Below are 25,257 nucleotides of genomic sequence, written 5' to 3' on the forward strand. Positions count from 1 at the left end.
TCCGGGACAAATCATCGACATGTCGGGACTGGCTGGTTAAGTGATTTTCGATCGGAGCACGAATGTCGTTTGAAGAGGAATTCAATAGCATTGCCGCACAGGCGCGCGAAGCAGAGGATGTCGGGCAGTTCGACCGGTCGGCGGATCTGTTCCGGGCCCTGTTTGAAAAGTATCCGAATAGCGATACGGTATTTCGCCCCTACGTGGATGCACTGCTGCGCTCGGGTCGCACCGGAGCGGCACTCGAAGCCTGCGATCGCGCCATCGCTGCGACGCCTGTATCGACCATTCCATGGCGGGAAAAGGCGCTGATCTGTTTCAATCACCTGAACGATCGCGCCGCCGCCATCGCCAGTTTGAAGGCGGGCGTGGACGCATTTCCATCGAATGCCGAGTTGCATCTGATGCTGGCCGACGCGAGTTTTCAGGTGCTCGACTTCGATGCCGCACGCCGGCATGGCGCGAAGGCCGCCGAATCCGGCGATCCGGGGATCGTATTGAGGGCGCGCCATCGATTCCTCGACGACCACGAAGGTGCCGTCCAGATCGCCCGCGCCATCCTGGAACAGTATCCGGCGGATCTCGGCACGCTGGTGCAGTGCGGAATCTCGCTCTACCTGTTGGGCCGCCTGGAGGAAAGCCTGGGCTATCTGTATCGGGCCGCCGAACAGGATCCGTACCGAGGCGATGTTCTTTTTCCGCTGGCGAATCTGCTCCTGTTGCTGGGCGACACGAGAGCAGGCTGGCGTCGCTACGAAATGCTCGCGGATCTCGCGCCGCTCGGCAGTGGCCCCGGTGTATTGACTGCTCATCACGATCGTTTGTGGCGCGGGCAGCCTCTCGAGGGCAAGCGCCTGCTGGTGATCAGCCATCTCGGCCTCGGCGATTGCCTGATGTACGCACGCTACGCTCGAACCCTGAAGGCAGCGGGCGCCCATGTCACGCTCTGCGTCAAACCGGAACTGATGCAGCTTCTGCACGGCCTCGACGGTGTCGACGAGCTGTTGAGCGCGTGGCCCGTCGAGACCTGGGGCACCTACGACTACTGGATATTCGAGAACTTGCTGCCTGCGCGGCTGGGCGCAATCGAAGGCGAGGTGCCGACCTATCGGGACGGCTATATCAAACTGAGGGACCCGGATGTCGCCAAGGCAAGGGCCGACCGTCGAAGCGCATCCGACCGGCTGCGGATCGGCTTGTGCTGGGACACGTCGCCGAATTACTTTGCGGGGCGTGCTCGCAGTCTTGCGCCGGAAGATCTCCAGCCGTTGGCCGAGATCGAGAACGTCGACTGGTTCGTGCTCCAGAAGCATCCGCTCGAGCCGGACTTCGCGGCTCGCAGCCGACTGTCGATCCTGAATCGATCTGATGAATGGAACGATCTTTACGATACGGCTGTATTTGCGGCATCGCTAGACCTGACCATCTCGATCTGCTCGGCGCCCGTGCATTTGGCCGGCGCGCTCGGGCTGCCGGCGTGGGTCATGCTCGGCGCGCCGGAGTGGCGCTGGGGCGCGCGCGGCGACACGGGGCCCTGGTACCCGGACATTCGTGTCTTTCGTCAGGCGACACCCGGCAACTGGCGAAGCGTCACCGAAGCCGTGCGCGACGCGCTGGAATCGCAGCGCGGTGCCTTGCGTGGAGCCGATTGACGGGCAATGCGTTCAATTGCGTTCGAGCGTCGCATTCGTCACGAGCGAATGCGTGCCAAGGCCGAAAATTTGATTCGCCGCGCTATCGCATGGCGACGAATCGGGCTCAATTGCTTCCCGATAATTGATTGCGCGCGCAAATCATGTAGCCGGACTGATGGAAAATCCGGGCTACCCGTTATCGCAGCGCGCGACGGACTCGTCGCGTTCGCCCGATGCGCCGCGCCGATCCGCGCTGCGCGAGTTCGTCAGACCGCAAAGATCCGGCGTTGGTAGTCGAGGATCAGCCGATCGATGTCCTGGTCGGCGCGCCGCGGCTGGCTTTTCGGCTCGAGCCAGAGCCACCGCATCATCCGGTAACGCGCCTCGACGCACATCAGCCAGGCATCCCAGTCCGACCAGTGGCGCAGCAACGGGATATTGCGAATGTCCCGCAACCCGTCGCGGATCTCGTACACGTGGAAGTGCCGGCTCGCGCGCTGGCTCAGTTCGTCGAATGCGCGTGCGGCTTGCTCCGGGTCGGACAGCAGAAAGTCGTGAATTTCGATGATCACGTGGCTGCCGGAGAGCTGTTCCAGCAGCGTATCGTCGAACAGGTCGAACTCCGCGCCCTCGATATCGCACAGGATGACCCGGTCAGCCGGGGCGCCACCGTGCTCCGAGAGTATCGCCGGCAGGTTGCGATCGGCCTTGCCGTAGACGGCGACGCGATCCGCCAGCCCCATCTCTGCGGCGCGGTGCTGGATGGCCTGGCGGCGCTGGTCGTCCATCTCGAAGCACAGGCTGCGGGCAAAGACGTTGTTCCGCACCAGGCCGATGCCGAAGATCCCGTCGGCAGCCCCGAGGTCGACCAGCACCTTTTCGCGCGAGCCGAGCGCTTCCAGAATCGCGCACACCGCGATTTCATAGGTGCCGAGCAGGTAGCCGCCGACCGCGACCTCCGCCCACTGACTGAAGCCGATGGGATAGCCGCGAAGGATGCCGTACTGGACGATCGAACCCGTTTGTTCACGCAGCAACTGCGACAGATAGTGCAGACGAAGATTCGCGGCCTGGATCGAGCTCTGGTTGAAGTATTGCGCGTGGTCCATCTATTTGTTCTCGCTGGGTGAGCAAACGCGTCGGAGAATGCGGCGACGGCGGGACGCCTTCCGCGGATGCGAGCGCGCGTCCTGCCTCGGACGAGAATATAACGCGTTGTCGGCACGCTGCCAGCACGGCGTGAACCCGAAGATGCCGGGATGCGGGCCGACGGGTCAGCGCAATGCCTTGATCACCTCATCGGCGGCCCTGATCCCGGACTCCAGCGCACCCTCGAAGTAGCCGATGCATTCGGTCGTGCTGGACGGAGGCGACGCCTCGGCGGCCCAGTTGACGCCGGACGCGTTACGCACGAGGCTGGCCCGCGCGGTGATGTTGCGCAACGTGTCGTGACCTTGGCGATAGCGGCCGGCGATTTCGAAGGCGGCGACGCGGTGAGGCATGACAGCAAATGAGGGAAGGGCGGCATTGCAGCCAGCGACCGAGCGCGACCTTGTGGGTGTCAATCCACCCAAGGAGCAATGTCTGCCGATCAACCGCCTGAAAATCGCAGACGGTTGATCGACACCGGCCCGTCGTTCGCCCGAGCGTCGCGTGACCTCGTTCGGATTACCTCCCTCCGGAGCGAAGTACTGCTACGCGATCACCAGGCGTTCGACGGGCTCACACACGCGCCGTCAGTTCACCCCGACCGCACTCCAGGCGCGTGCGACCGTTGCGCTTTCCGCCGAGTTCGCGCCATACAGGTCGTTCGCCGCCTGGATCGACGCACGTCGCGCGTTCGGGTAGCTCGAGTTGGCGTTCAGGTACACGGTCAGCGTCCGGTACCAGATCTTGCCGGCCTTTTCGCGACCCAGGCCGCTGAAGGTCGTGTCGCCGTTGCAGACCAGTTGCGTCCGCGACAGGCCGGTGTCGGTCAACGGTACCGCCGGGCCTTCCGACAACAGGTAGAAGAAGCGGTTGCCGACGCCCGACGTGAAGTGCGGATCGTGGCGCGGATTCGACCATGAGAAGCCGCCCGACGGATAACAACTGAACGACCGGCCGTCGAGATCCTGCTTGTACATCTTGCGCAGGCCGCCGCTCACCACACGTGCGCCGATCACGTAGTTGCCGGGATCGTTCGGGTTGTTCGCGTAGTACTTCACGAGCGTGCCGAAAATGTCGGACGTCGATTCGTTCAGGCCGCCGGCGTCACCCGAATAGTTCAGGTTGGCGGTGGCCTCGGTCACGCCGTGGCTCATCTCGTGCCCGGCGACATCGACTGAAACGACCGGTTTCGGCAGGCGGGTGCCCGGATCGCCGTCGCCATACACCATCACGTGCGACGATAGCCATGCCGCATTGGCGCCGGTCGTGCCGCTGCCGGTGTTGAATACCACGTGAGCGTAGCTCTTCACGCCGCGGCCGTCGTTGAAGATGCCGTTGCGGTTGTGCGTTGTCTTGTAGTAGTCCCAAGTCAATGCGAGACCATAGTCGATGTCTGCCGCGACGGTCTGCCGGTCGGTCGTCGTATTGTTGCCCCACACGTTCGTGCTGCTCGTGAAGATCGGCAGGTCGGTCGCTTGCTCGACATCGTCCGAGCTCAAGCCGCGACCATCATAGACCGAGCCGCTGCCGCGGCTCGGATCGAGCATGCGGTACGCGTTCGTGCCGGTCTGGTCCGTGGTGAGCGTCAGGTTGCCGTAGTACAGCGAGCGGCCGGTACCGGTCGCGGCGGCGGTCTTGATCAGGTCTTGCGCGTCGAGCACGGTGCCCGTGCGCGCGTCGACGTAGTACAGCACCGCATCGCCGTGCGCATCGGTCGCCTTGCCATATACGCGCACCGCGTAGGCCAGGACCGGTGCGGCATCGCGTGCGAATACGACGAGCCCCGCGTCATCGACGCGACGGACGTCCGAGTCGAAGCGCGCGGCCGCGATGCGTCTGGCCTTGACCGCGCCGACGTCGGGTGCGTTGCGTACCACCGAGCGGTTCCCGACCTTGCCGATCGTGGCGGCGAGATTGATCGGTGCGAGCTGGGTCAGGCTGGCTTGCTTCAACTGCCCCTTGCTCGAATGGACGACAACGTCGCCGCCGATCACGGGCAGGCCCGCGTAGAAGCGATCGAAGCGCACGTGCTCGGTGCCGTCGGGATCGACGATCACGTCGCGTACCTGGAACTGATCGCCATCCGTCGGTGCGTTCGCTTGCGGCCCCGCGAACTTCAACGTACGTGCAGTGCCGCCGATGGCGAGGCTGAAGGCGGACGGGTTCTGCTGGATCAGTTGCAGCGCTTTGTCGACCGCGGCCGACTGGTCGCCGGCCTGGGCAAAAGCACTGAGACTCGCGACGGTAATCGCGGTGATGGGCAGCAGTCGAGACAGTTTCTTCATGTAATTCCCCAGATTATGAGTGGGTTTGTTCGAGGAATGAATCAAGTGAAGACTTCGATGTAAGACATGTCGCGAACAGCAGAGGCATGCTAGAGGGTGGCTTTTATAATTACAAGATGTTTCTATTGATATTAAATTTTCATATCAGCCTCGTTAATCGAGTCGTGATTTGGTGAGAAATTTGAAATGATTCTGTCGGCCGTCTTGGAGGTAGGGGGACATTACGTCGAAAGCACGGGGGCAAGCGTTGCGCCGCTCCGGGCAAGGCAGCGTGTGATGCAGGGCGGGTGGGCCGATGGATGAGTGGAAGCAGAATCGAGGAGATGGATGAAGCTTTTTTATTAAATATTTGTGGTGATGGTTGCTATTTTTGGCACTCTCGAGCGGCATTGATAATGCCGTCGATATTTTCTCTTTTTGATGTCAATGCCAACAAATCCGCAGTGAACGCCTGACGGAGACAGTTGTGTTGCGTGTTACGAGATTTAGAATGTAAATCGATGCAATATCTTCCGGTCGCGTTGATTATCGCCTGACGGTCGGTAGTACCAGTCATGCGATCCACTGTCGACTCGGCGCGCTACGGCATCAGATGCTGCTAATGCATCTGATGCTGCTGGATCCCGGCTTCCATGAACTTGCGTCTAGCACCATATTTGACATAATGCTGATGATCACTTTTTTGATTGTAACGGCCATTTAGTAATGTCCGCTTTCCGACCCATCGTAAGCTGTCCGGCCGCTGGCAATCCAGCTCCGGAGGCTTCAATGGCTGCAACGGAACGGATTCGGGCCGACGCTGGCCTGCGAGAAGCCCTGGGAGTGCCACGGGATTCGGCTAGCCAAAGAGACGGCCATGTCGGGTCACCCATACGGGCGACCCGGCGGATCGACGAATTTCGCGCTCCCGGTCACTCGGGAACGACACCATCCTCGAACGGCTCCTCGTCGCCGGAACCTGCCTCGTCGGCGTTATCGCTCGTCTCTTCGGCGACGTCGGACGCCTCTTGCTGCACCTCGACGGCTTCCTCGACCTGGTCCTTCAATTGCTGGCTCACCTGGTCGCCCAGATTCTCGACGATGTCGGGAAGCGATTGCGTGACCTCGCCGAGGCTTTGGTTCGCTTCGCTCAGTTGACCGGCTTCGAGCTTCGAGCTCGCGTCGACCAGGTTGCCCTCGGCCTCCTCGATCTGCTCGTTGACCTCGATCTGCGCGAGATCCTTGAGCTGTGTGCTCGCGCTGTCAATCCCGCCGCCGATGTTGTCCCCGGCCACCTCGCTGTATGCTTCGGAGCCCGACGCACGCGCCGCACTCACGTCGTTCGCGAATGCGGCATCGTCCGCCGGCACCTGCACGTTGCCTTCGCCTGCGGCCCGGTCGGCTAGTTGCTGGTCCTGCTGCCGCGCGTCGTTGCCGATCGCGTCGCCGGCATCCTGCGCATCCTGCTGCTGTTGCTGGTTGGGCGCATCGCCGCGATTCTCGTTGGCCTGGTCGTCCTGGAGCTTGTTGTCCTTGCCGGTCAGCTTTTGCTTCAGGAAATCGAGCGCCATCCACACGCCCATCGCCTACAGGAAGTAGCCGAGCACCTTCTCGAACGTGAGGTTCGACCAGAACTTGTGCCAGCCCGACTCCGGCGCGAGCGGGATCGCGATTACCTTCTTGTTGAGCAGCGTGCCGGTCAGGATCGGCCACGCGGTGGTGTCGCTCTCCTTGCCCGTGAAGGTCCCCTTGAAGCCGAATGCCGCATTGAGCGCAACCGCACCGGCGGTATCGACGATCTGCCCATTGTCGAACGACAGCGTGCTCGTCGAGCTACTTGACCCGGTGAGCGTGATCGTCATGCCGCTCAGACGGTCGGCCGGATCAGCCGGCGACGGTGCCCCCGACTTCCTGGCGAACACGATCGTGCCTTCGGACGTCGCGCCGGTCTTGCCGTCTCCCGGCGCCGAATAGACATAGTAGGTCCGGCCCGGCTGGCCTTTGTCGTCCATGCCCCATAGATACGCATAGCCGCGCATCCAGGTGCTGACCGCGACGTAGCTCGGGAAGTCGAGCCCCTTGAACAGGTCGTACTGGTTGAAGAAGGCGGCAATTGCCTTCTCGCTGTCGGACACGGACGGCAACTTGAACGCGTCGGTCATCGCGCTCTGGAAGCCGGTCGCCATTTTCGACGTCGGCGACGTCATGATGTTCTGGCAGAAGCTGAGCGCCTTGGCCATGTTCGCGGCGGCAGCTTCGGTCACGGAGATCGGCGGGTAGCCCTGCGTGCTGAAATCGAGTGCTTCGCCGACCGACATGACCGGGAACAGTGAATCCGGCTGCGAAATCAGCAATTGGTAAATGAAGCATGGCTTGGTCTGCCCCTTCGAATCGGTGTAGGTGCCGTCGAGCGTGACCGTGCCGGCCGCGCCGTTGGCCAGCACCTTGCCGCCCGACGATAGCGCCAGCAACGTCAGCTCCTGCAGATAGCCCTGCTTCGACGAGTTCTGCGCGACGTTGGTCGACGAGTTGAACGCATTGAGCACGACGACGCTCTTGCCCGACTTGTTGGTGATCGAGCAGTTCTTGTTGATAGCCATCGTTTTTCTCCGTAGGTGAGTAGGAACAACACAGGTTGACGGTGATGACGTCGCTCGCGGCATGCACGCCGCGTCTGCATCTAGTACTCGACGCGGGTCGTGCTCGACCGAACGCCGCCTTCGAACCGGGTGGAGATGATCGTGCCGCCGATCGGTTGCCCGTCGGTCGCGAACTGCGCCGCGCGATAGTCGACGTCGGTCACGCGCACGACGGTCCGGCCGTCGGTAGCGAAACCCGTGACGAGCGAGCGCCATGGCGCCGCGCCCCCACTCGATAGCCATTCGTCGCGCACCTGCGCGAGGCTGCCATCGGCGCGGAATGCCCGCCGCGTCCGATCCGGCGCACGCGTGGGCTGCCAGGGCTCCGGCACAGGTTTCGCCGGCGCGGCTTCGCGCGGCGGCGGCACGGGGTCCCCCGGTTTCAGCACGCGTGTCGAGGTCAGCTTGCCGTTCGTGAAGCGAAACAGCGTCAGCACCTGCGTGTTGCTGCCCCCCGGCTGCAGCGTGACGAGCAGATGCCCGTCGAGAATCTTGCCGCGCGCATCGAACGCGACCCCGCTGTAGTTGGATTCGACACGTTGGCGCACCGTTGAGCCGTCTTCCGCGTAGTTGGTGGCGAGCAGACGGCCTGGCGTTCCGTGTGCGGTCAGGATCGAGCGCGCGGTGCTCGCGAGCGTCAGCGCAGGGCCGGCATGGCGGAAAATCGCCAGTTCGCCGCCCCTGAGCCGCGTGCCGACCAGCACGGCGTTCGCGAAATCGATCTCGAGGCGGCTCGCGATCGCGCCGTTCCCGCCGGATGCATCGTTGACGAGCGAGTAACGCGCAGGCCGTTCGTTCGCGTAGGTCATCTCGGCGACATGGCTTGGCGACCCGTCGGGCCCGGCGAGCGAGAATTGCGCGACACCTTCGGTCGGCCAGCCGGCGGGGTCGAGCGCCAGCGCGCGATAGATGCCTTGCACCGTGCGCCGCAGCGTGCCGTCGGCGGTGAGCAGTCGCGTCGCCGACGACACCGCGCGGCCTTGCGCATCGACGACGATGTCGGACGTCGAATGGGGCGCGCCGCCCGCGAGCGATGCCGCATAGCGGATCGTGCCGCCCGCATCCGACACGTCGGCGTAGCTGGCGTGGCCCATGGTCGCGACGCTCGCGCCGTCGGGCCCGTAATGCACCGCGCCGACCGATCGCGGCCGGTTGCGCGCCAGGCCTGTCACGTCCACCGCGACGGCCAGCGCCTGCTGCCCGAGTTCCTGAATCATGGTGCCTCCTGCGTGATCAGGGATTGCCCGACGGGCCCGGCGTTGCCGCCGCTGCCGCACGGCCGCTCGAGCACGTTGACGATCCGGTCCATCAGCGCGACGCCTTCGGCGCGCGTCGTCGCCCGCTTGTAGGAAAACCGCATGTCCAGGCTCACACGCGTCACGCCGGAATGATTGGCGACCGTGCCGTGGCCCAGATACCCGCCGTCGAAGATCAGCACTTGCCCGTATCGCACCGGGACCGATTCAAACTCGCCGCTGCCGTAGTCGCGCTCGAGCCACAACGTCGCGCCGTCGAACACGTCGGTGAACGGCATCCAGAAGTTGATCTGGTCGATCCGGCGCGTCACGCAGATGTCGTGATGAAACGAGCTGATGCTGGCTGTGCCGGACAGGTGGATGCGCAGCTTCGGATGGCTCGTGTACGAGATCCCGCGCCCTACCAGGGGCGCGAGCTTAGCGAGCATGAAGCCGTGGTAGAGCTTCCAGAAATCGGCATCGGCTGACTGACGCTCCATCATCGCGCTCACCATCAAATTGTCGCGCGGGCCGATCCGAGCACTGCGCCCGTTACGCCGCCGATGGTCGAGCAGGTACTCATGCAGCCGGTCGAGGCGCTGCACCTTGTACACGTCGCGGCTCAGCACGGCCGCGAATGGAAAGCGCGCCGTGTCGTAGTCGAACAGCACCCATGTGCGCCGCGGGCGCTGTCCGGCTTCGCGTACGAGTTCCGCGCGATCGACGTCGGCAATCGACGCATCCGTGCCCATGACGGTGCTCATGGGTGGTCCGCTCCATCCCGGTGCAGTCGCGCAAGCAGCTGGCGGACACGCGCGAGATTGGTCGATGCGCGCTCATAGCCGTGCCACAGGAACAGCCCGCCCTTGCGGCTCGCTGCGGCCATGATCGCGACAAGATGCGCCCACGCCCAGTCGGGCAGCCCGAGCCGCGGTGTCGCAGCGAGCACGGCGGCGTCGGCGTCGCTCATGACCGTCATCCCGCGCAGCGCGCTGCTCGCGCCGCTAGCGCCTTGCGCGGTGCCGTGCACGAGCGGACGCAATGTGACCGGGTCGAGCGTGAATGTCAGCGATCCGCTCGCCATCGCGGACGGCCCGTCACGCCATTGCATCGCTTCGCCGTCGAACGTCGCGGCCACGCGCCGCCCGCCGATCGAGAAGCCGCCGGCATCGACGCATGCAGAGGTCACTTCAGCCAGCGCCCCGTGCCGTAGCAGCAGTCGGTATTCGCCATGCAGGTACGCGGCGGGCAGGTCGTCGCAGATGCGGGCCGCGAACGGCACGCGGCGCACGCCGAGCGTGAAATGGTCGCGGCCGATCGACAGCGGTTCGTCGACAGGCGTGCCGTTGAGCGTCACGCTCATCCCGGTGGCCGTCGGCAGGATCGCGATCAGGTGCTCGCCGGCGTCGGGCGCGAGCCATCGATAGACTCCGGCGATCGCGCTTGCCGGGAGCCGCGAGCGCGCCAGGCACTCGTCCACGACGAGCTTGTGCGATGTATCGGGGTGGGCACCCGCCGGCCAGATCAGCCCGACCCAGCGCCGCTGGCCGCCGGGACGCAGATCGGGCTGCAAGTAGCCGGAGCAAGGATTTCCGGCATCGGCGGACCACGTGAGCACGCCCTTGTCGAAACGCGCGGCCTGCACGCGCACCCCATTCAGGTCGACGCGCGTGACACTGCCGTCCGGCCGGCCGAACACCGACAGCGACAATGCGTGCCCGGCGGCCAGATAGAAACCGCTCCATACCGCCAAGTCGCGACGCAGCAGTTGCTGGAAATCGGCGGTGAGCGCAGGCCAGTCGGCCGCGATGCCCCGTGCGTCGCTCCACGAGGCGGCCGCCGCCTGGACGTGGCCGGCCGGCGCGCGCTTGACCGTCGCGAGCAGCGTCGCGCTCGCCGACTTGCGGTCGAGCAGCAGGCTCAGCAGCCGGCGGTTTTCGGGCTCGCCGCCGGCACGCAGTCCCTTTGCGGCGAGCTGGATCGCTCCGGCATCGCGCCGGCTCAGCAGCTCGCGCTCGCGTGGCGACAGGCCCGGCCAGCCGGCGACGGCCGTGGCGGCATCGTCGCGATAGCGCTCGCGCAGGTGCGGATCGTCGCACAGCGCGAGCACGAACCGCGCGGCCGCGCTGTCGGGCTGCCACTGATAGCTCTGCGGCACGTCGAAGGTCGCGAAATCGGTGAACGCCCGGCGTTCGCGCGGACCATAGCGATCGATCACGCGCAACGCTTCGGCGCTCGTGCGCAGCGGCTGGCCCGGGTGCAGCAGCCCGAGTCGGTCGAGCATCGCCGCATCCGCGAGGGCCGCGTCCTTGGGCGGCAGGTAGAAGGTCGAGATGCCCGTCACCCAGTTCTGTACCGACGGATCCCTCAGCGAGGCGATCGTCTGACGGTCGATCAGCGGCTCGACGCCGGGATAGCGCGAGCCGACATAGTTCACGACCGGATGGTCGGCGCCGTACATCGCCTCGAGATAGTCGAGCAACACCGAGAAGTTGCTGTTCAGATACCCTTGGCGGCGATAGCCGAGCTCGCCGATCAGCCCGACCTGCCACAGCACGAGGTGCAATCCCGTATCCGGCCGGCGGCTGCGGATCAGCATGTCCGTCGCCTCATACATCTGCATGCCGGGCTGGCTGGGATCGACGCCGAGATCCGCGCAAAGCGTGTCGAGCGCGCTGACCGCCGCACGCATCTCCGCGCGATGCCCTTCACGCCTTGCAATTCGGACGGCACGGTGCGTCGCCAGCACGAAGATGCCCGGATGACCGTAAAAGATCGCGACGACCCGCTGCCCCTGTCGCACCGGATGCAGCATCGCCTCGGCCATCTGCATGTACGTGACGTAGCGTCGCTTGCTGTCGTCGTACAGCGTGTAGAGGTCATAGGCGTCGGGCCGCTCGCGCAGCAGCCAGACCTTCGTCGCCGGGTCCGCGACGCAGAAGAACACATGATCTGCCGCACGAATGCGCGCCTCGTCTGCACGCGTGAAACCGCTCGCCTCGATCCCGGAGCCGAGGATCTCGAGCGAACCGGGCCGGTCCGGCGGCGCAATCGCAGCCGGATCGTCGGTAATGGACGCCGCACGCGCCGCAATCTCGCGCGCGAGATGCCGCCAGCGGCGGCGATGCGTTTCCGCATCGGGATAGCGCTCGGGGTCCGGCTGCGGCCAGGCAGTGCTCATGATCGATCCTCGTAACGGACGGGCAATTAGCCCTTCAGGTAGACCATCGCAACGGACGCCCCCGTCTTCACGGGCAGCGGCCGGTTCTGGTACGTCGCTTTCGCGAGCGTCTGGAACGCCAGGTACGCGTTGGTGCCGGTGTTCTGCTTCATCTGTGCCACCAGTGCGTTCTGGGCGTCCTGCGGCCATCGCCAGTTCTGCGCTTCGGTATCCGCCAGGCTGTTCTTCGTCTGCAGGATGGTCGACAGCGTCACCTGTAGCGTGGTTGAATCGCCCTGCACTTCCTGCACGTATTGGCTGAAGGTGGTCCAGCGTGTGTCGACCGGGATCGGATCGTTCAGCATGTAGTTGACGAGCAGGCCCAGCCCGGACGTCTGGCGCGGCTGGAGATTCTGCATGTCGCGCTCGTCTGCCTGCCGCCATGCGTCGAGCAGCTTGCCGGCTGTCTGGAACGCGACGTAGATCGCGACGCCCTCTACGAGCGTCGGCAGCGCCTTGGTCATGATCCAGTTGCCGACCGCGCCGAGCACGCGCGATAGCGTCCCTGGCTGCACATCGACGTCGGTGTCGATATCCACGTCCACGTCCACGTCGATGTCGCTGTCGGTCACAACATCGATGTCGACGTCGATATCGACATCGACATCCACGTCGACCACGGCAATGAAATCGACGTCCACGTCGATGTCGACATCCACGTCCACATCCACGTCGATATCGATGTCCACATCCACGTCGATATCGACATCGATGTCGATGTCGACGTCCACGTTGATGGGATCGGCATCGTCCCCCACTGCGCTGTCCGGGGCCGCGCTGTCGCCGTTCGCGTTGAGCGCGCCGCGAATCTTGCCGGCGATCTCGCCGACGTTGGTCGCGAGCCATTGCAGCCCGCCGGGAATCGCGCCCAGCAGGTTGATCGCCGCATCCACGGCCATCGCGAGCTGGACGGTGAAGAACGCACCGTAGACGAGATCGTAGAGCACCGCGTACCAGGGCAGCGTCGGGTCCTGGTACGACTGCGCGATGAACTGCTGGCCGTTGTACGTGCCGACGAAAGCCCACGTGATCGTGTCCGGGTGCCCTTCCCACGCGAGGTCGCGTATGACAGCCGTGAGCAGCATGCCGTTTTTAGCGGTTGCCCCTTCACTGGATAGCCGTGAGGTCGCGAAATCGAGTGGAATCGGCGTGCCTCCGGTCGGCGTGTACACCGCCTTGCCGTCAGTGATCGTCAGTGTGCCGACGCAGGTTGTTGGCACGATGAAGCCCATCGAACTCGCTGCCGGCGGTTCGTAACAATAGTAGGTGCCGGGAAATGCATAGAGCTGATTCGTCGCCCAGTAGCCCAGCGCGGAATAGAGGCCAAACGTAAGCCCCGCTGCGCCGTTCTGCGAGAAATAGGTCGCCGCCGCATCCGGCAGGCTGGTCACCGGCGTGTTCTCAACCAGCGCGTTGAAGTTCAGTGCCGTCGGCGTGAACGGCTGGCTCACGATATTCCGGTAGAAGTTCCAGCCCGCCGTTGCGACATCCGCGTCGGACTGCGCGAGCGGAATCGTCTGCGACCCGGGCGTGAGTGCTTCCACGACGGCCACCTTGAGCGGAAATTCGTCCGTCTGACGCGTAATCACGACGCGCGCGATCGGCTCGTCGGTCGTGAAATGACCGGTGCCGTCGGCCGGGACGCTGCCGAGCAGCGTATAGGTCGGCACGTAGGCCGAGGGATCGGTCGACGGCGGATTGGTCGGGGTCGGCGACATCGTCGTGTAAACATTCACCGCCGCACCGTAAGTGCTGGTGACGTTGATCGGGTAAGTGGCCATGTTCATTGCACCCGTGCGCAACAGGGCGAATACGGCGATAGATCGGACGGCTGACAAATGCACGTATCCATGGCTTATCTCCTGTGGAAATTGATTCGCGTCCTGTCAGGACGCCCGCATCCTGCAGATTCCGCTTCGTCGGCAGCACCCCGATGCACGACATCGCCGGGCGAACAGGCGCGGCATCGCGGCCCGCATGGTCGTTGTCCCGAGCAAGGACGTGTGGCCGGTACCGATCAACTCAACAGCCGCTCGACTTCCTCGATGAGCGCATGACGACGCTGCGCGTCCTGTTCATAAGCCCGCTCGGCCGCCGCAATGTCCGCGCCGCAGTGCGGGCATTGGGCGTCGTGCTGATGCACGTAGCTGTTGCACGCACGGCACACGGCCAGCCTCGGCGGGATTCTTCCGACCGCCGGCGCACGCTTGCCCTTGTGTTTCCACGCCAGCTCGACGGTCTGCCCCGAACGGGAAATGCTCGACACCGGCGTGCCGTCCGCAATGCGTTCGGTAACCAGGTCGAAGCGGCCAACCGCGAAGGACGCAGGCGCCGCCTCCTCGATCTTCTCGATGCGTTCGCGGAGCCCCTGCTTCTTCAGTTCGAGCACCCGGTAATGGCAATACGGGTTATTGCCCGGCTTGCCGAGCAGCGAATGCGAGGTCCATGTACAGCCGCCGCGACACACGTCGGCGTAGTAGCACGTGCGGCAAAATCCCCACAGGTCGTCCACCGAGCGGAGCCGGCCGAAATGGATCGCGTCGCTCGTGCGCCAGATCTCTTCCAGCGACAGGTCACGAACGTTGCCGCCCGCGAACCCGACCGTCGCAAGCGACGGACAGCCCTTGACGGTGCCGTCCGCTTCCAGCGCAAGAACGGTCTGCCCAGCCGCGCATCCGGTCCAGTGCACCCGCTCGTCGCCAAAACCGCGCCACAGATACTCGTACGGCCCGAAGTAGCCGATGTTGTTGCCGACATTCATGAGTAATCCGCGATCGAGCCCGCGCTTGTAGAGGTCCGCCAGCAACGGCATCAATTCCTCGAGCTGGTACGGCTGCAGCAGCAGTTCGTCGTGATCGACCGCGTTGCCCATCGCGACCGTCAGCTGAATCTGCCAGTGCGTGGCCCCGAGCTCGATGATCGTATCCATCAGCGCGGGGAGGTCGCGCATCGTTTCCGAACCGATCTGCGTGTTCACGCTGACGGCAAGACCGTGCGCGCGGGCGCGCTTCAGCGTATCCACGGCCCGCTCGAACGAGCCCGGCACGTTGCGCACCTTGTCGTGCAGCGGCGCCAGGCCGTCCAGCGACACGCCCAGCCCGTTCAGGCCCGCGTCGACGGCCTGCGCGAGCCGGGCGGGCGTCAGGTTGCGGCCGCCCGTCTGCACCGCGCAGTACATCCCGTGTGAGCGGATGGCCTTGATGAGTTGCGCCCAGTCCTTGCGCAGGTAAGCCTCGCCTCCGATCATCGACACTTCGCGCGTGCCGAGCCTGGCCAGCGCGTCGATCACTTCGAGGCACTCGTCGGTCGACAGCTCGCTGGTGCGCCGGTGGCCCGCGCGCGATCCGCAGTGCAGGCACTTCAGGTCGCAGGCCAGCGTGATTTCCCACACGACGTGAACCGGGATAGATCGTTCGTAGTCCTCTTCGCTGAGGAAGCGAACCGGGCGCAATTGATTGTCTTCCATATCGATGTCCCTCGAGTATCGCCTGCCCCGCCACGGAAATTCGCTGGCCGCCGGGAAGGTGCCCGCCCGCGCACCGCGGCGGACACCTCCACTTTGCAAACGCTCAGCGTACGCCTTCCAACCGGGCAATCTCGGCGTTCAGGCCGGCGAGGGCTTCCTCGATGCGGCCCGCATCGGCGAGCTGCTGCTCGGCCTGGCGGGCCAGCGCCTTCATCCGGCCGAGATCGCCCGATTGCCGCGCCTGCTGCAGCCCGACGCCGTACAACGGCGTAACCGGATGCCGGGGCTCGAACGGTTGCAGCGCGCCGGTCACAGTCATGAGCGCGTGGTCCACTTCATGCCAGCGCGCGCCGTCGAAGAACCGGTAGCTGGCGACGCCCGACTGCCAGTCCGCCTCGACGATGCCCTGCAGCCGGAACGTTTCGGCCAGGCCGCTGGTCGGCCCGGATGGATTGCCCTCCACGCTGAGGGCGAGTTGCGTCTTGCCACCGGGGGTCAGCACGAGCGGGCTGAATTGTCCCCATACTTGCGCACGGAATTCGAGCGGCGGCCAGGTCGTCTGGGTGACGCGCGCCACGCCGCTGACCTTCTTGGCGGCCGAGTTGATCAATAGCGCGAGCGTGAGGACTGGTGCGCCTATCGCCGGCGTTGCGACACGGAAAGTCACGGGAAAAAGAGCGGCGGACATTGAATGGCTCCCGTAGCAATTAAGGATCGGGGCAACCGGACCGGCTTCAGTTCCCGGCTTCCAGACGCGCGATTTCGGTCTTCAGCGCCACGAGCGCCGCCGCGATTTCGTCACGGCTTTGCAACTGGTGCTTTGCCGCTGCCGCGACCGTCTTCATGTGCGCGAGATCGCCGGAGGCCGCCGCTTGCTGAATCGGGGCGCCGTACAACGGCCGCGGGCCGCCGTGCGGTTCGACGATCACCGGCCCCGGCTCGAGCGGCACGAATTCCCGATCGATCCTGGCAGGCACGTTCTCGACTTCGCGCCAGCTGCCGTTGGCGAAGAAGCTGTACGTCGCGATGCCGCTTTGCCAGTCGCTTTCCAGCACGAGATGCAGCCGGAACGTGACGATGGAATTCGAGTTCGGGCCGCCGTCGTTGCCTTGCAGCGTCACCAGGATGCGCGTGTTGACCGGCGGCATCAGCGCCAGATAGGTGAAGTTGCCCCAGACGTCGGCATGGAAGTCGACCGGCGGATTCGTGGCCTGTCCGATCGTTGCCGTGCCCACCACACTGCCTTCGGGCGTATCCACGAGCAATGCGAGCCTGAGCGACGGCGCACCGGGCATGCCGGTGCCGATGAGGTAGCCCGCCGGGAACAGCCCGGTACGTGTGTTCTCTGACATGTGGTTCTCCTCGGTGGTGAACGAAACGGCAAAGCGTGCGACGGCCGCTCAGGCCTGCTCGCGCCTCGCAATCTCCAGCTTGAGCTTGCCGACTGCGGCGGCAAGATCCCCCTGCTGCTTCAGAACCTCCTCGGCCTGGCTGAGCAAGGCCTTCATCTTCGCTACATCTCCGTCCGATATGGCCTGATGGATCGCTACGCCATAAGGCGGAATGACATGCCCGGTTTCCCTGTTCACAACGTTCTCCTTGAAAGGATGGTCGCACCGATTCGCGAAGTCTCCGCAGGCACAATCAAAGCAACACGTGTGCCAATTACCGCACGTCAGGCATCCGTCCGCGAGATCCACTGCGGCTCGCCGATCGAAGGACGAATTCGTCCGGTAGCTTCGAGCGCGATGGACGAATTCGTCCATGCGCGGCTACATGGGTCGGTTTCCGGGGATGCAACGGCACGCAAGTCCGGGGCTCGACGGGGCTCGACGGGACTCGACGGAAGGCGGTATGGAGGGACCGCCGCGAGCGCGGCAGCTGGAGAAGGTTGATCGGCGTACGACTCCGAAGTCGGAGGAACCGAACCGCCGTGCTGGACCTTCGGGAAATCGCGTTGATGCGATCGCTACAGCATCCCACGCGCGTGGTTCGGGCCCGCGAGCGCAACCGCAGGCACGTGCAGCGGTCGCTCGTGCGCTTCGACGTCGGGCGTCGTCCGTGCGGGCTGTCGCAACAGTTCCGCCAGATACGTCGTCGCGGCAAGGCGCGCGGGCACCGAGCCGAGCGCCAGAGCCGTCGAGATCGCGATGCGCAGCCCCTGCTCCGCCGCGCCGGTGTCGCCGAGCATCCATTGTGCACGTGCCTTGACGATCAGCAACTCGCCGAGATAAGCACGCTCCTGCCTGCGGATCACCTCGTCAATCGCCTCTGAAACGAGCGCTTCGCATTGCCGAGCACGCCCAGTGCTCAACAGGAGCTCGCCATGCTTCCAGGCCTTGATCGAATGGAACAGCGCGCCGCCATGCTTCGCGATGTCGTTGTCGTAGCCATCCAGCAGCATCGCCTCGGCTTCGCCATCCTTGCCGACCATGCTCAGATAGCAGGCCCTGAATATTCGGGCCGCCCCGCTGCAACAAGCCGGACGGCCCGCTAACGATACGGCGTCGAGCGCGGTCGTCAGATCCCCGAGCCGATCTGTGTCGCAGAACAGCATCGCGAGCCACGCAGCACCTTGCAGATCAACCGCGCGACTCGGCGAATGCGGATGTTCTTCGTCCGATCGCGCGATCAACCCGTCCATCGCACGGCGCGCGTCGTCGACCGACCCGGTCTGGTATGCGGCGAGCCCCTCGAGCGTCAATGCCAGTCCTGCGACATCGACGCCCTGGACCCCGAGCCTGCGGTCAGCGCGGCCGATGCCGCGCAACCCGCCGCGGGACAGCGACGCGAGCGCTTCCTCGCTGTCGCCGAGCCAGAAAAGCGTATTGGCCAGCGCGACGTGGGCCTCGTCGAGCGCGGCCCGTTCCCCCATCGCGTGCGCACGCTGAATGAGTTCCTGGGCCGTGGCGCGCGCCTTGCTGAGCTGCAATGTCACCAATTGCGTCGTCCAGACGCCGAACTGAACCGCCGCGAGTTCAAACGCATCGCATACGCCGTCGCCGATCGACAACGCGGCCTTGTAACACTCCATTGCCTCGGAACACTGCCAGCCATTGACGCCGCGCAGGCTGACGGCAAGCAGGCGATACGCGCCGAACAACAGCCGGCAGCCATCTTCGGTCTGGCTGGCCTTGTGCAGCAGATCGACGCAACGACGCAGCAGCGCAACGGCTTCGCGAAGCTGGCCTGAGCCGATCAGCGCCTCCGCACACTCCAGGCACTGCCTCGCTTCCCCATGTTGCACTTCGCGTGCTTTGAGCCGGCGCTCGATGACCTTGCGGCTTACACCGAGCATCGCGGCCGCGGCGCTCTTGTTGTTCGACGTCCTCTCCAGCGCGCGATCGATCAGCAACTGTTCGGCCGCGGCCAGCTTGTCGTCGCCGCCGAGCTCCAGCAGGCGATCCGCGAGATGGGCGCGCGCGTCGTCGTCGTGCGCGTCCGTCGCGAGAAACGGCGCCAAGGTCTCGGCATCGATCCGGGGATGCTGCGCAAACACGCTGAGCTGACTCACGAGGTTGCGCAACTGGCGAACATTGCCTGGCCATGGTTGTTCGCACAGGCGCTTGATTGCCGCCGGCGTGAACGCGAGCGCCCGCGCTTGCCGGGCCGCAAAATGGGCTGCAAGGAGCGGGATGTCTTCGCTTCGCTGGGCGAGCCCCGGCACGTTGAGGATGAATACCGCGAGCCGATAGAAAAGGTCCTCGCGGAACCGTCCGGCGCGCGCGTCTTCCAGCAGGTTTCGATGCGTCGCCGCGACGACGCGCCCGTCAAACCGCAGGCTTGCCGATGCCCCGATCGGCCGGAATGTGCGCGTTTCGAGCACACGGAGCAGTTTGGGCTGCAGCGCAAGCGGAAGCTCGCCGATCTCGTCGAGAAAGAGCGTTCCCGAACCTACCTGCTCGAACAGGCCGCGGTGGTGTTCGACGGCGCCCGTGAAGGCGCCTCGCACGTGCCCGAAGAACTCCGCTTCGATCAGGTCGTGGGGGATGGCGCCGCAGTTTACGTCGATGAATGGCATGTCGCGACGCGGCCCGTTCGCGTGAAGACGCCGCGCGACGAGTTCCTTGCCGGAACCCGTTGGCCCGACGATGAGAAGTGTGTGCCCGGTCGGCGCGACGCGGTCGATCATGGCGACCAATTGGCGGAGCGCAGGCGATACGCCGATCAGCGCATGCGCTTCAGATGCGTCCTGGTCGCGCGCGCCCACGTCCGGGCCGGAGGCGGCCCCGTTCCGTATCGAACTCATCGCGCGATACGCGGAAATCGCCAGGCACGCAGGTGATTGACGACGCCGGTCTGGCGGGCCCTGGTGCCCGGGCACGCCGTCGCGTCAAAAGCGGGCAATCTGCCCGCGCTGCGGATTTCTGTCCCCGGTTCTGACATGCTCTTTCCTATTCGGTCGAATTCGAGAGCGATTTTTTCGATATTTTATCGACAAAGCCCAACCGAAGCATTTTTTGAATCAATCAGCGGCGGTTTTTCGTTCCCGATCGCTGATGCATGAATCGTCACGGCTGGAATGTCGACTGAGTTTTAAAGCAGTGTAGCGTCAATTCGTAAGACAGGAATTAAAATAAATGGGGAGCGAATGTCTTTTTAAGAGCACACCGGTTACGGGTCTATTGTGTTTTTTGCAAGGTGCCGCAGGCTGCCCGGCGTAGTCGTCAGGGACGCGACTGGCGCCGGTGAATCGCAGGCGCCGGGTGTGTCGTCCGTGACAGCGGTTTGATTTAACGAATCTCTGTTACGAACACATGGTTCCGATACGGATTTTCTTTTGCGATGTAGTTTTAGTACCCTTGCAATTAGCTTGGACACAACATGCCGAATTTCCCTACTTTTGAACCGGACAATTTCTCGGATCAGTGTTACTCACCGCCGCCACCGCGTTCTCGACACCATCGCCGTTGCGCCCGGTGATCTCATCCAGCGCCCGGTTATTGGTATACGGCCCGAACACACCTATCGACAGCATCACGATCAGCATGCTGCCGCCGATCAGCACGAACACCGCGGACACCCCGGCGCGATCGAGCAGCAGCGCGACGATGAAACTGCTCGCGATGCCCGTCAGTCGGCCGATCGAATGCACGAAGCCGAGCGCGCGCCCGCGGATCTCGGTCGGAAACACTTCCGACTGGTACGCCGTGCCGTTGCTCGCGAGCACCGTGTTGGACAGCGTGACGAGCAGGCCGAACGCGATCACGAACGGAGCCTGTGCCGACATCGCGAACGCAGTGCCGAACAGCGCGACGCCGAACGCCGACGCGACGATCAGCCACTTGCGCTCGATCCGGTCGGCGAGCAGGCCGGCGACGAACGGCGACACCGGATACGCAAACGCGATCACGAATGCATACCAGAGGCTCTTCGTGACGGTCGCGCCCTGTGCGGCGAGCAGCGTCGGCAGCCACTGGCTGAAGCCAAAGAAGCCGATGCTCAGGAATGCATTGAACACGATCAGCATCGCCGTGCGGCCGCGATGCCGCGCATCCCACATCGACGGCGCGCGCCGCGCGGCCGGCATGGCGACGGCCGGCATCCGGACCGCGGGCAGCGGTCGGCCGGATTCCCGCTCGACCGCCTGCTCGAGCCGCCGCAACACGGCTTCGGCATCGGCCTCGCGGCCCATGCCGGCAAGCCAGCGCGGCGACTCCGGCAGCCGCGACTGCAGCCACCAGACGACGACTGCGCCGCTGCCGCCGAGCAGCACGACCCAGCGCCACCCGGACATCCCGAGCGGATCGCGCGGCACCCATAGCCACGACACCAGCGCGAGCACCGGCATCGCGAGATAGCCGATCGCGAAGCACAGCGCGAACGCACGGCCGCGCACCGCTTTCGGCACCAGCTCGGTCAGGAACGCGCCGATCGTGATCAGTTCCGCGCCGATGCCGCAGCCCGCGATGAAGCGACACACGAGAATCCCGAGCGCATGGGTCTGCACGCACATCGCAAGGCTCGCCGCCGTGTAGAGCAGCAGCGCGCCGGTGAACAGTGCGCGCCGTCCGAAGCGATCCGCGAGGCGCGACACGAACATCTCGCCGACAAACAGCCCGGCGAACGTCGCCGCGCCGAGCGCGCCCTGGTCGGACATGCCGAGCACGCCGTGCGAGCCAGCGTGAAAGATGCCGTCGCGGATCAGCCCCGGCGGCAGGTAGGTCATCTGGAACAGGTCGTAGACCTCGAAAAAACCGCCGACGCTCAGGAACAGCACGAGCGTCCAGATGCTGGCCGTCGCGGGCAGGCGGTCGATGCGCGCGGCGATCGACGCCGCATGGGAATGGGACATGGCGATTCCTCGATGATCCGCCCGCGCGGTCTGCGCGAAGCGGCGGACAGGCGCCGGCGCGGGAGCGCGCGGCGCCGGCGTTCAAACGGTGGCGACCGGATTGACGGGCGATCCGACGAGCCCGCGCAGATGCAGCGGCGGCGCGGTCAGCAAAAAGCGGTTGCGCCGGTGCGCGCGCAGCCAGTCGGCGAGCGGCGTCAGGTGCCACAACTCGCCGAGATGAATGCCGAGCTTGAACAGGCACAGCTCGTGCAGCGGCATCAGCGCGCCGAGCCGCTCGCGCGCCGGCGCATGGCGCGGGCGCTCCTCGATCGCGTGGTTGTCCGCCGCGAGCGCGGCGAGGCCCGACGCGTCGATCCATTCGAGCAGGCGAGGATCGTTGCCGTCGAGCATGCAGCACACGTCCGGTGCGCCGGGCTCGCCGCGCGCGTCGGCGTCGAGCAGGCGATCGGCGAAGCCGGTATGCACGCATACGATGTCGCCGCGCTCGACGACCACATCGTCCTCGCGCAGTACCGCCATCCATTCCGCGTAGCCGATCTTGCGCCGCTCGTCGCCGAAGTGGCGGCGCAGGTCGACCAGCACGCCGCGCCCCTGCACGCCGGTTTGCGCCATCACCTCGATGCCGAGCGCGCGTGCACCGCCGCGCGGCGCCCCCGCTTCGGGCACCTGGATGTGCTCGTCCATCCGGTAGCCGTTGTAGAACACGCGGGCGCGCTCGCCGTCGCCCGCCGGATCGAACAGCGAGCCGACGTGCGACAGCGCATCCCATTGCGTCGAGAACTGCGAGTGCATGCAGAACGAATCGTCGCAAACCACGTCGGTTGCGTTCGCAACCTGCTCGTCCGCGCGATAACCGAAATACGGTTTGTCGCCAAGCAGCGCCGGCATGATCGCCGGCGGCCGGCGCCGCGCGTTCAGCCCGCCGCCGCGCGGCACGTCGAGCGGCAGGCTCAGCGAGAATACGCGGCCGTCGCGCACCTCCGCGACGCCGCGCAACACCGCGTCGGCCGTCAGCCAGTTCAAGCGCCCTTTCTGATCGTCGGGGCCGAAATCCCCCCAGTTCGAGCCGGGCGGGCGATGGGTCCAGCGTGGCTTCATGGTGTCTCCTCCATGCAATGTCCAGGGTGCGGCGGCCGTCGTTCGCGGCCGCTTCGCACGGCGCGCCTAGCGCGTGCGGATCACGCCCAGCCCGGCGAGCCGCTCATACTCGCGTTCGCCGAGCAGCGGCAGCAGGATCTCGCGATTGTTCTCGCCGAGCGCGGGCGCCGGCCGGCGGAACGCGCCGGGCGTGGCCGACAGGCGCGGCGTGATGTTGTGCATCGGCAGGCTGCCGACATCGTCGTCCGGCAACTCGACGAGCGCCTCGCGCTCGATCACGTAGTGATCCTCGACGATCTGCGCGATGTCCTGGATCGGCCCGACCGTCACGCCCGCTTCCTCGAAGAAGGCGAGATTGGCGTCGAGATCGCGCGCGGCGATAAATTCGCCGACGATCGCATCGAGCGCCTCCGCGTGCCGCACGCGCTGCACGTTGGTCGCGTAGCGCGGATCGTCGATCAGGTCCGCTCGGCCGATCGCGCGAAACAGCCGCTCGGCCATCGCCTGCGTCGAGCTCGACAGGCACAGCCACTTGCCGTCGCGCGTGCGATACGCGTTGCGCGGCGCGGTGTTCGACGAGCGGCTGCCGGTGCGTGCCTTGATCTCGCCGGTCATCACGTAGTTCGCGGCGGCCGGCCCGAGGATCGACAGCAGCGGCTCGAACAGCGACACGTCGATCACTTGCCCCGCCGCGCCGTGCGCGTCGCGCGCATGCAGCGCGACCAGCACGGCGATCGCGCCGGACAGCCCGGCCGTCATGTCGCCGAGGAACATCGGCGGCAGCACCGGCTCGCGATCGGCGAAGCCGTTGATCGCGGCGAACCCCGCGTACCCCTCCGCGAGCGTGCCGAAGCCCGGCTTGTGACGGTACGGCCCCGTCTGCCCCCACCCGGAGATCCGCGCGATCACCAGCTCGGGACGGATCGCGAGCAGGTCGTCCGGGCCGAGCCCCATCTTCTCGGCGACGCCGGGCTTGAAGCTCTCGACGAACACGTCCGCGTCGCGCACCAGCCGGCGGACGATGTCGATCCCCTCGGGCGCGCGCAGGTCGACGCACACGCTGCGCTTGTTGCGTCCGTACACCTTCCAGTTCGTGCTGATCCCGCCCGCGCCGACCGCGCGCAGCGTATCGCCGCGCTCGCTCTCGACCTTCACGACGTCCGCGCCGAAATCGGCGAGCTGCACGCTCAGCATGTTGCCCGCCATCAGGCGCGACAGATCGACGACGCGCACGCCCGCGAGCGGCCCCTGCGCACCGGCGTCGAACGATTTCGGATGGATCGGGCCGGTGGACGCGCGACGGCGCGCGCCGGCCGCGTGAGCGGCCTGCGGGTCGGGAACGAACATGCTTGTCTCCTGGTTGGTGTGTGTCGTTCGATGCGGACTTCTAAGTGCGCGCGCTCGGCCGCGCGCCGGTACTATTCGAGCAGCACGCCGAGCTGGTCGGCTGCGCGGAACGCCGCGCCCGCGGCGGGCAGATCGCCGCCCAGCGCATGCGTCAGCTCGGCGGCGGCCGCCTGCACGCGCGGCAGGTAGTCGGCCAGCACCTTCTTGTTGAAGCGATAGCGCGGCACGCCGAGCGAGATCGCACCGCTCAGCACGCGGCCGACGCCGAACGCCGGGCACGCGATCGCCGCGCTTTCCGGGTCGCGCTCGGCGATCGACACCGCGTAACCTTGCTCGGCCGTCTTCTCGTAGTCGCCGCCGCGCGTGCCGCTGAACGCGAGCAGCACGCGCCCGGCCGCGCCGACGTCGAGCGGAAAGCGGTCGCCCTCGCGCAGATGCGTGCGCACCGAGCGCTGCGCCTGGATGCGGAACAGGCACACGCGCTGATCCCCTTCGCGCACATAGAACGCGGCCGTCTCGCCGGTTTGCACCGACAGCGTCGACAGGATCGGCATCACGTACTCGCGCAGCTGGAACGACTCGCGATACATCATCCCGAGCTGGAACACGGCGGGCCCCAGCACGTAGCGCCCGTCCGGCAGGCGCTTGATGAAGCGGAACTGCTCGAGCGACTCGAACATCCGCAACAGCGTGCTCATGTTGAGCCCCGTCTCCTCGCTGACCTGCGCGAGCATCAGTCCGCCGGGCGCGTTGCCGAACGCCAGCAGCGCGGTCAGTGCGCGGTTGACCGCCGCCACGCCGCCCTCTGCGGGATTGCTTGTCTCCACCTTGTTCATGTCCACCTCGTGCGATGCCGCCGGAGTCGCGCCGCATCACGGCGGCCGACATCCGGACAAAAATGAAAGTC

Annotated in this window: 19 protein-coding genes; 1 reads left to right on the forward strand and 18 read right to left on the reverse strand. The window is 65.5% G+C overall.

Annotated features, from left to right (window positions below; all coding sequences use genetic code 11):
* The first annotated feature begins 62 nt into the window (after positions 1–62).
* The gene (locus U5798_RS01395; protein WP_322080924.1) at positions 63–1,652 is read left to right on the forward strand and encodes a tetratricopeptide repeat-containing glycosyltransferase family protein; all 1,590 of its coding nucleotides are present in this window, start codon (positions 63–65) and stop codon (positions 1,650–1,652) included.
* A 248-nt stretch (positions 1,653–1,900) separates the two neighbouring features.
* Here U5798_RS01395 and U5798_RS01400 read toward each other — a convergent pair whose 3' ends face one another.
* The 18 genes from U5798_RS01400 to U5798_RS01485 all read right to left on the reverse strand — a co-directional run bounded on the left by U5798_RS01400 (position 1,901) and on the right by U5798_RS01485 (position 25,186).
* Positions 1,901–2,743, reverse strand: coding sequence for a hypothetical protein (locus U5798_RS01400; RefSeq protein ID WP_322080925.1), 843 nt, complete (start codon positions 2,741–2,743; stop codon positions 1,901–1,903).
* 165 nt (positions 2,744–2,908) lie between these two features.
* Complete coding sequence (locus U5798_RS01405) at positions 2,909–3,136, reverse strand: hypothetical protein (protein WP_322080926.1); 228 nt, start codon at positions 3,134–3,136, stop codon at positions 2,909–2,911.
* 234 nt (positions 3,137–3,370) lie between these two features.
* Positions 3,371–5,068 (reverse strand): M4 family metallopeptidase, encoded by a 1,698-nt coding sequence (locus tag U5798_RS01410; protein ID WP_322080927.1) that lies wholly within the window; start codon positions 5,066–5,068, stop codon positions 3,371–3,373.
* Between the two features lie 911 nt (positions 5,069–5,979).
* Positions 5,980–6,624, reverse strand: a complete 645-nt coding sequence (locus U5798_RS01415; protein ID WP_322080928.1) for a hypothetical protein — start codon at positions 6,622–6,624, stop codon at positions 5,980–5,982.
* Positions 6,625–6,633: 9 nt separating this feature from the next.
* A complete protein-coding gene (locus tag U5798_RS01420) occupies positions 6,634–7,647 on the reverse strand; it encodes a hypothetical protein (RefSeq protein ID WP_322080929.1) in 1,014 nt (337 codons plus the stop codon).
* An 80-nt stretch (positions 7,648–7,727) separates the two neighbouring features.
* Complete coding sequence (locus U5798_RS01425) at positions 7,728–8,903, reverse strand: hypothetical protein (protein WP_322080930.1); 1,176 nt, start codon at positions 8,901–8,903, stop codon at positions 7,728–7,730.
* Positions 8,900–9,685, reverse strand: coding sequence for a streptomycin biosynthesis enzyme StrG (locus tag U5798_RS01430; RefSeq protein ID WP_124452736.1), 786 nt, complete (start codon positions 9,683–9,685; stop codon positions 8,900–8,902). Before U5798_RS01430 ends, U5798_RS01425 begins: the two co-directional genes overlap by 4 nt.
* Positions 9,682–12,102, reverse strand: coding sequence for an SAM-dependent methyltransferase (locus U5798_RS01435; protein WP_322080931.1), 2,421 nt, complete (start codon positions 12,100–12,102; stop codon positions 9,682–9,684). Before U5798_RS01435 ends, U5798_RS01430 begins: the two co-directional genes overlap by 4 nt.
* 26 nt (positions 12,103–12,128) lie before the next feature.
* Positions 12,129–13,928, reverse strand: coding sequence for a hypothetical protein (locus U5798_RS01440; RefSeq protein WP_322080932.1), 1,800 nt, complete (start codon positions 13,926–13,928; stop codon positions 12,129–12,131).
* Positions 13,929–14,158: 230 nt separating this feature from the next.
* Entirely contained in the window at positions 14,159–15,607 is a 1,449-nt protein-coding gene (locus U5798_RS01445; protein ID WP_322080933.1) for a GDL motif peptide-associated radical SAM/SPASM maturase, read from the reverse strand.
* Positions 15,608–15,710: 103 nt separating this feature from the next.
* A complete protein-coding gene (locus U5798_RS01450; RefSeq protein WP_124452741.1) occupies positions 15,711–16,295 on the reverse strand; it encodes a DUF1842 domain-containing protein in 585 nt (194 codons plus the stop codon).
* Positions 16,296–16,341: 46 nt separating this feature from the next.
* Positions 16,342–16,959: a DUF1842 domain-containing protein gene (locus tag U5798_RS01455; RefSeq protein ID WP_322080934.1), complete on the reverse strand. Its 618-nt coding sequence runs from the start codon at positions 16,957–16,959 to the stop codon at positions 16,342–16,344.
* Between the two features lie 48 nt (positions 16,960–17,007).
* Entirely contained in the window at positions 17,008–17,196 is a 189-nt protein-coding gene (locus U5798_RS01460; protein ID WP_124452745.1) for a DUF1843 domain-containing protein, read from the reverse strand.
* A gap of 380 nt (positions 17,197–17,576) precedes the next feature.
* Entirely contained in the window at positions 17,577–19,856 is a 2,280-nt protein-coding gene (locus tag U5798_RS01465) for a sigma-54-dependent transcriptional regulator (protein ID WP_124452747.1), read from the reverse strand.
* 588 nt (positions 19,857–20,444) lie between these two features.
* Entirely contained in the window at positions 20,445–21,902 is a 1,458-nt protein-coding gene (locus tag U5798_RS01470; RefSeq protein ID WP_322080935.1) for an MFS transporter, read from the reverse strand.
* An 81-nt stretch (positions 21,903–21,983) separates the two neighbouring features.
* Entirely contained in the window at positions 21,984–23,003 is a 1,020-nt protein-coding gene (locus tag U5798_RS01475; RefSeq protein ID WP_322080936.1) for a cyclase family protein, read from the reverse strand.
* Between the two features lie 66 nt (positions 23,004–23,069).
* A complete protein-coding gene (locus tag U5798_RS01480) occupies positions 23,070–24,350 on the reverse strand; it encodes a CoA transferase (protein WP_322080937.1) in 1,281 nt (426 codons plus the stop codon).
* Positions 24,351–24,421: 71 nt separating this feature from the next.
* Positions 24,422–25,186, reverse strand: coding sequence for an IclR family transcriptional regulator (locus tag U5798_RS01485; RefSeq protein ID WP_322080938.1), 765 nt, complete (start codon positions 25,184–25,186; stop codon positions 24,422–24,424).
* Positions 25,187–25,257: the final 71 nt, after the last annotated feature.

The sequence above is a fragment of the Burkholderia sp. BCC1972 genome (assembly GCF_905339605.1).
Lineage (GTDB): Bacteria > Pseudomonadota > Gammaproteobacteria > Burkholderiales > Burkholderiaceae > Burkholderia.

What these genes read in the sequence shown, in the direction of transcription:
- U5798_RS01395 (WP_322080924.1), top strand. Translation starts at nt 63, where the DNA reads ATGTCGTTTGAAGAGGAATTCAATAGCATTGCCGCACAGGCGCGCGAA.
- U5798_RS01400 (WP_322080925.1), bottom strand. Translation starts at nt 2,743, where the DNA reads ATGGACCACGCGCAATACTTCAACCAGAGCTCGATCCAGGCCGCGAAT.
- U5798_RS01405 (WP_322080926.1), bottom strand. Translation starts at nt 3,136, where the DNA reads ATGCCTCACCGCGTCGCCGCCTTCGAAATCGCCGGCCGCTATCGCCAA.
- U5798_RS01410 (WP_322080927.1), bottom strand. Translation starts at nt 5,068, where the DNA reads ATGAAGAAACTGTCTCGACTGCTGCCCATCACCGCGATTACCGTCGCG.
- U5798_RS01420 (WP_322080929.1), bottom strand. Translation starts at nt 7,647, where the DNA reads ATGGCTATCAACAAGAACTGCTCGATCACCAACAAGTCGGGCAAGAGC.
- U5798_RS01425 (WP_322080930.1), bottom strand. Translation starts at nt 8,903, where the DNA reads ATGATTCAGGAACTCGGGCAGCAGGCGCTGGCCGTCGCGGTGGACGTG.
- U5798_RS01430 (WP_124452736.1), bottom strand. Translation starts at nt 9,685, where the DNA reads ATGAGCACCGTCATGGGCACGGATGCGTCGATTGCCGACGTCGATCGC.
- U5798_RS01435 (WP_322080931.1), bottom strand. Translation starts at nt 12,102, where the DNA reads ATGAGCACTGCCTGGCCGCAGCCGGACCCCGAGCGCTATCCCGATGCG.
- U5798_RS01440 (WP_322080932.1), bottom strand. Translation starts at nt 13,928, where the DNA reads ATGAACATGGCCACTTACCCGATCAACGTCACCAGCACTTACGGTGCG.
- U5798_RS01445 (WP_322080933.1), bottom strand. Translation starts at nt 15,607, where the DNA reads ATGGAAGACAATCAATTGCGCCCGGTTCGCTTCCTCAGCGAAGAGGAC.
- U5798_RS01450 (WP_124452741.1), bottom strand. Translation starts at nt 16,295, where the DNA reads ATGTCCGCCGCTCTTTTTCCCGTGACTTTCCGTGTCGCAACGCCGGCG.
- U5798_RS01455 (WP_322080934.1), bottom strand. Translation starts at nt 16,959, where the DNA reads ATGTCAGAGAACACACGTACCGGGCTGTTCCCGGCGGGCTACCTCATC.
- U5798_RS01465 (WP_124452747.1), bottom strand. Translation starts at nt 19,856, where the DNA reads ATGAGTTCGATACGGAACGGGGCCGCCTCCGGCCCGGACGTGGGCGCG.
- U5798_RS01470 (WP_322080935.1), bottom strand. Translation starts at nt 21,902, where the DNA reads ATGTCCCATTCCCATGCGGCGTCGATCGCCGCGCGCATCGACCGCCTG.
- U5798_RS01475 (WP_322080936.1), bottom strand. Translation starts at nt 23,003, where the DNA reads ATGAAGCCACGCTGGACCCATCGCCCGCCCGGCTCGAACTGGGGGGAT.
- U5798_RS01480 (WP_322080937.1), bottom strand. Translation starts at nt 24,350, where the DNA reads ATGTTCGTTCCCGACCCGCAGGCCGCTCACGCGGCCGGCGCGCGCCGT.
- U5798_RS01485 (WP_322080938.1), bottom strand. Translation starts at nt 25,186, where the DNA reads ATGAACAAGGTGGAGACAAGCAATCCCGCAGAGGGCGGCGTGGCGGCG.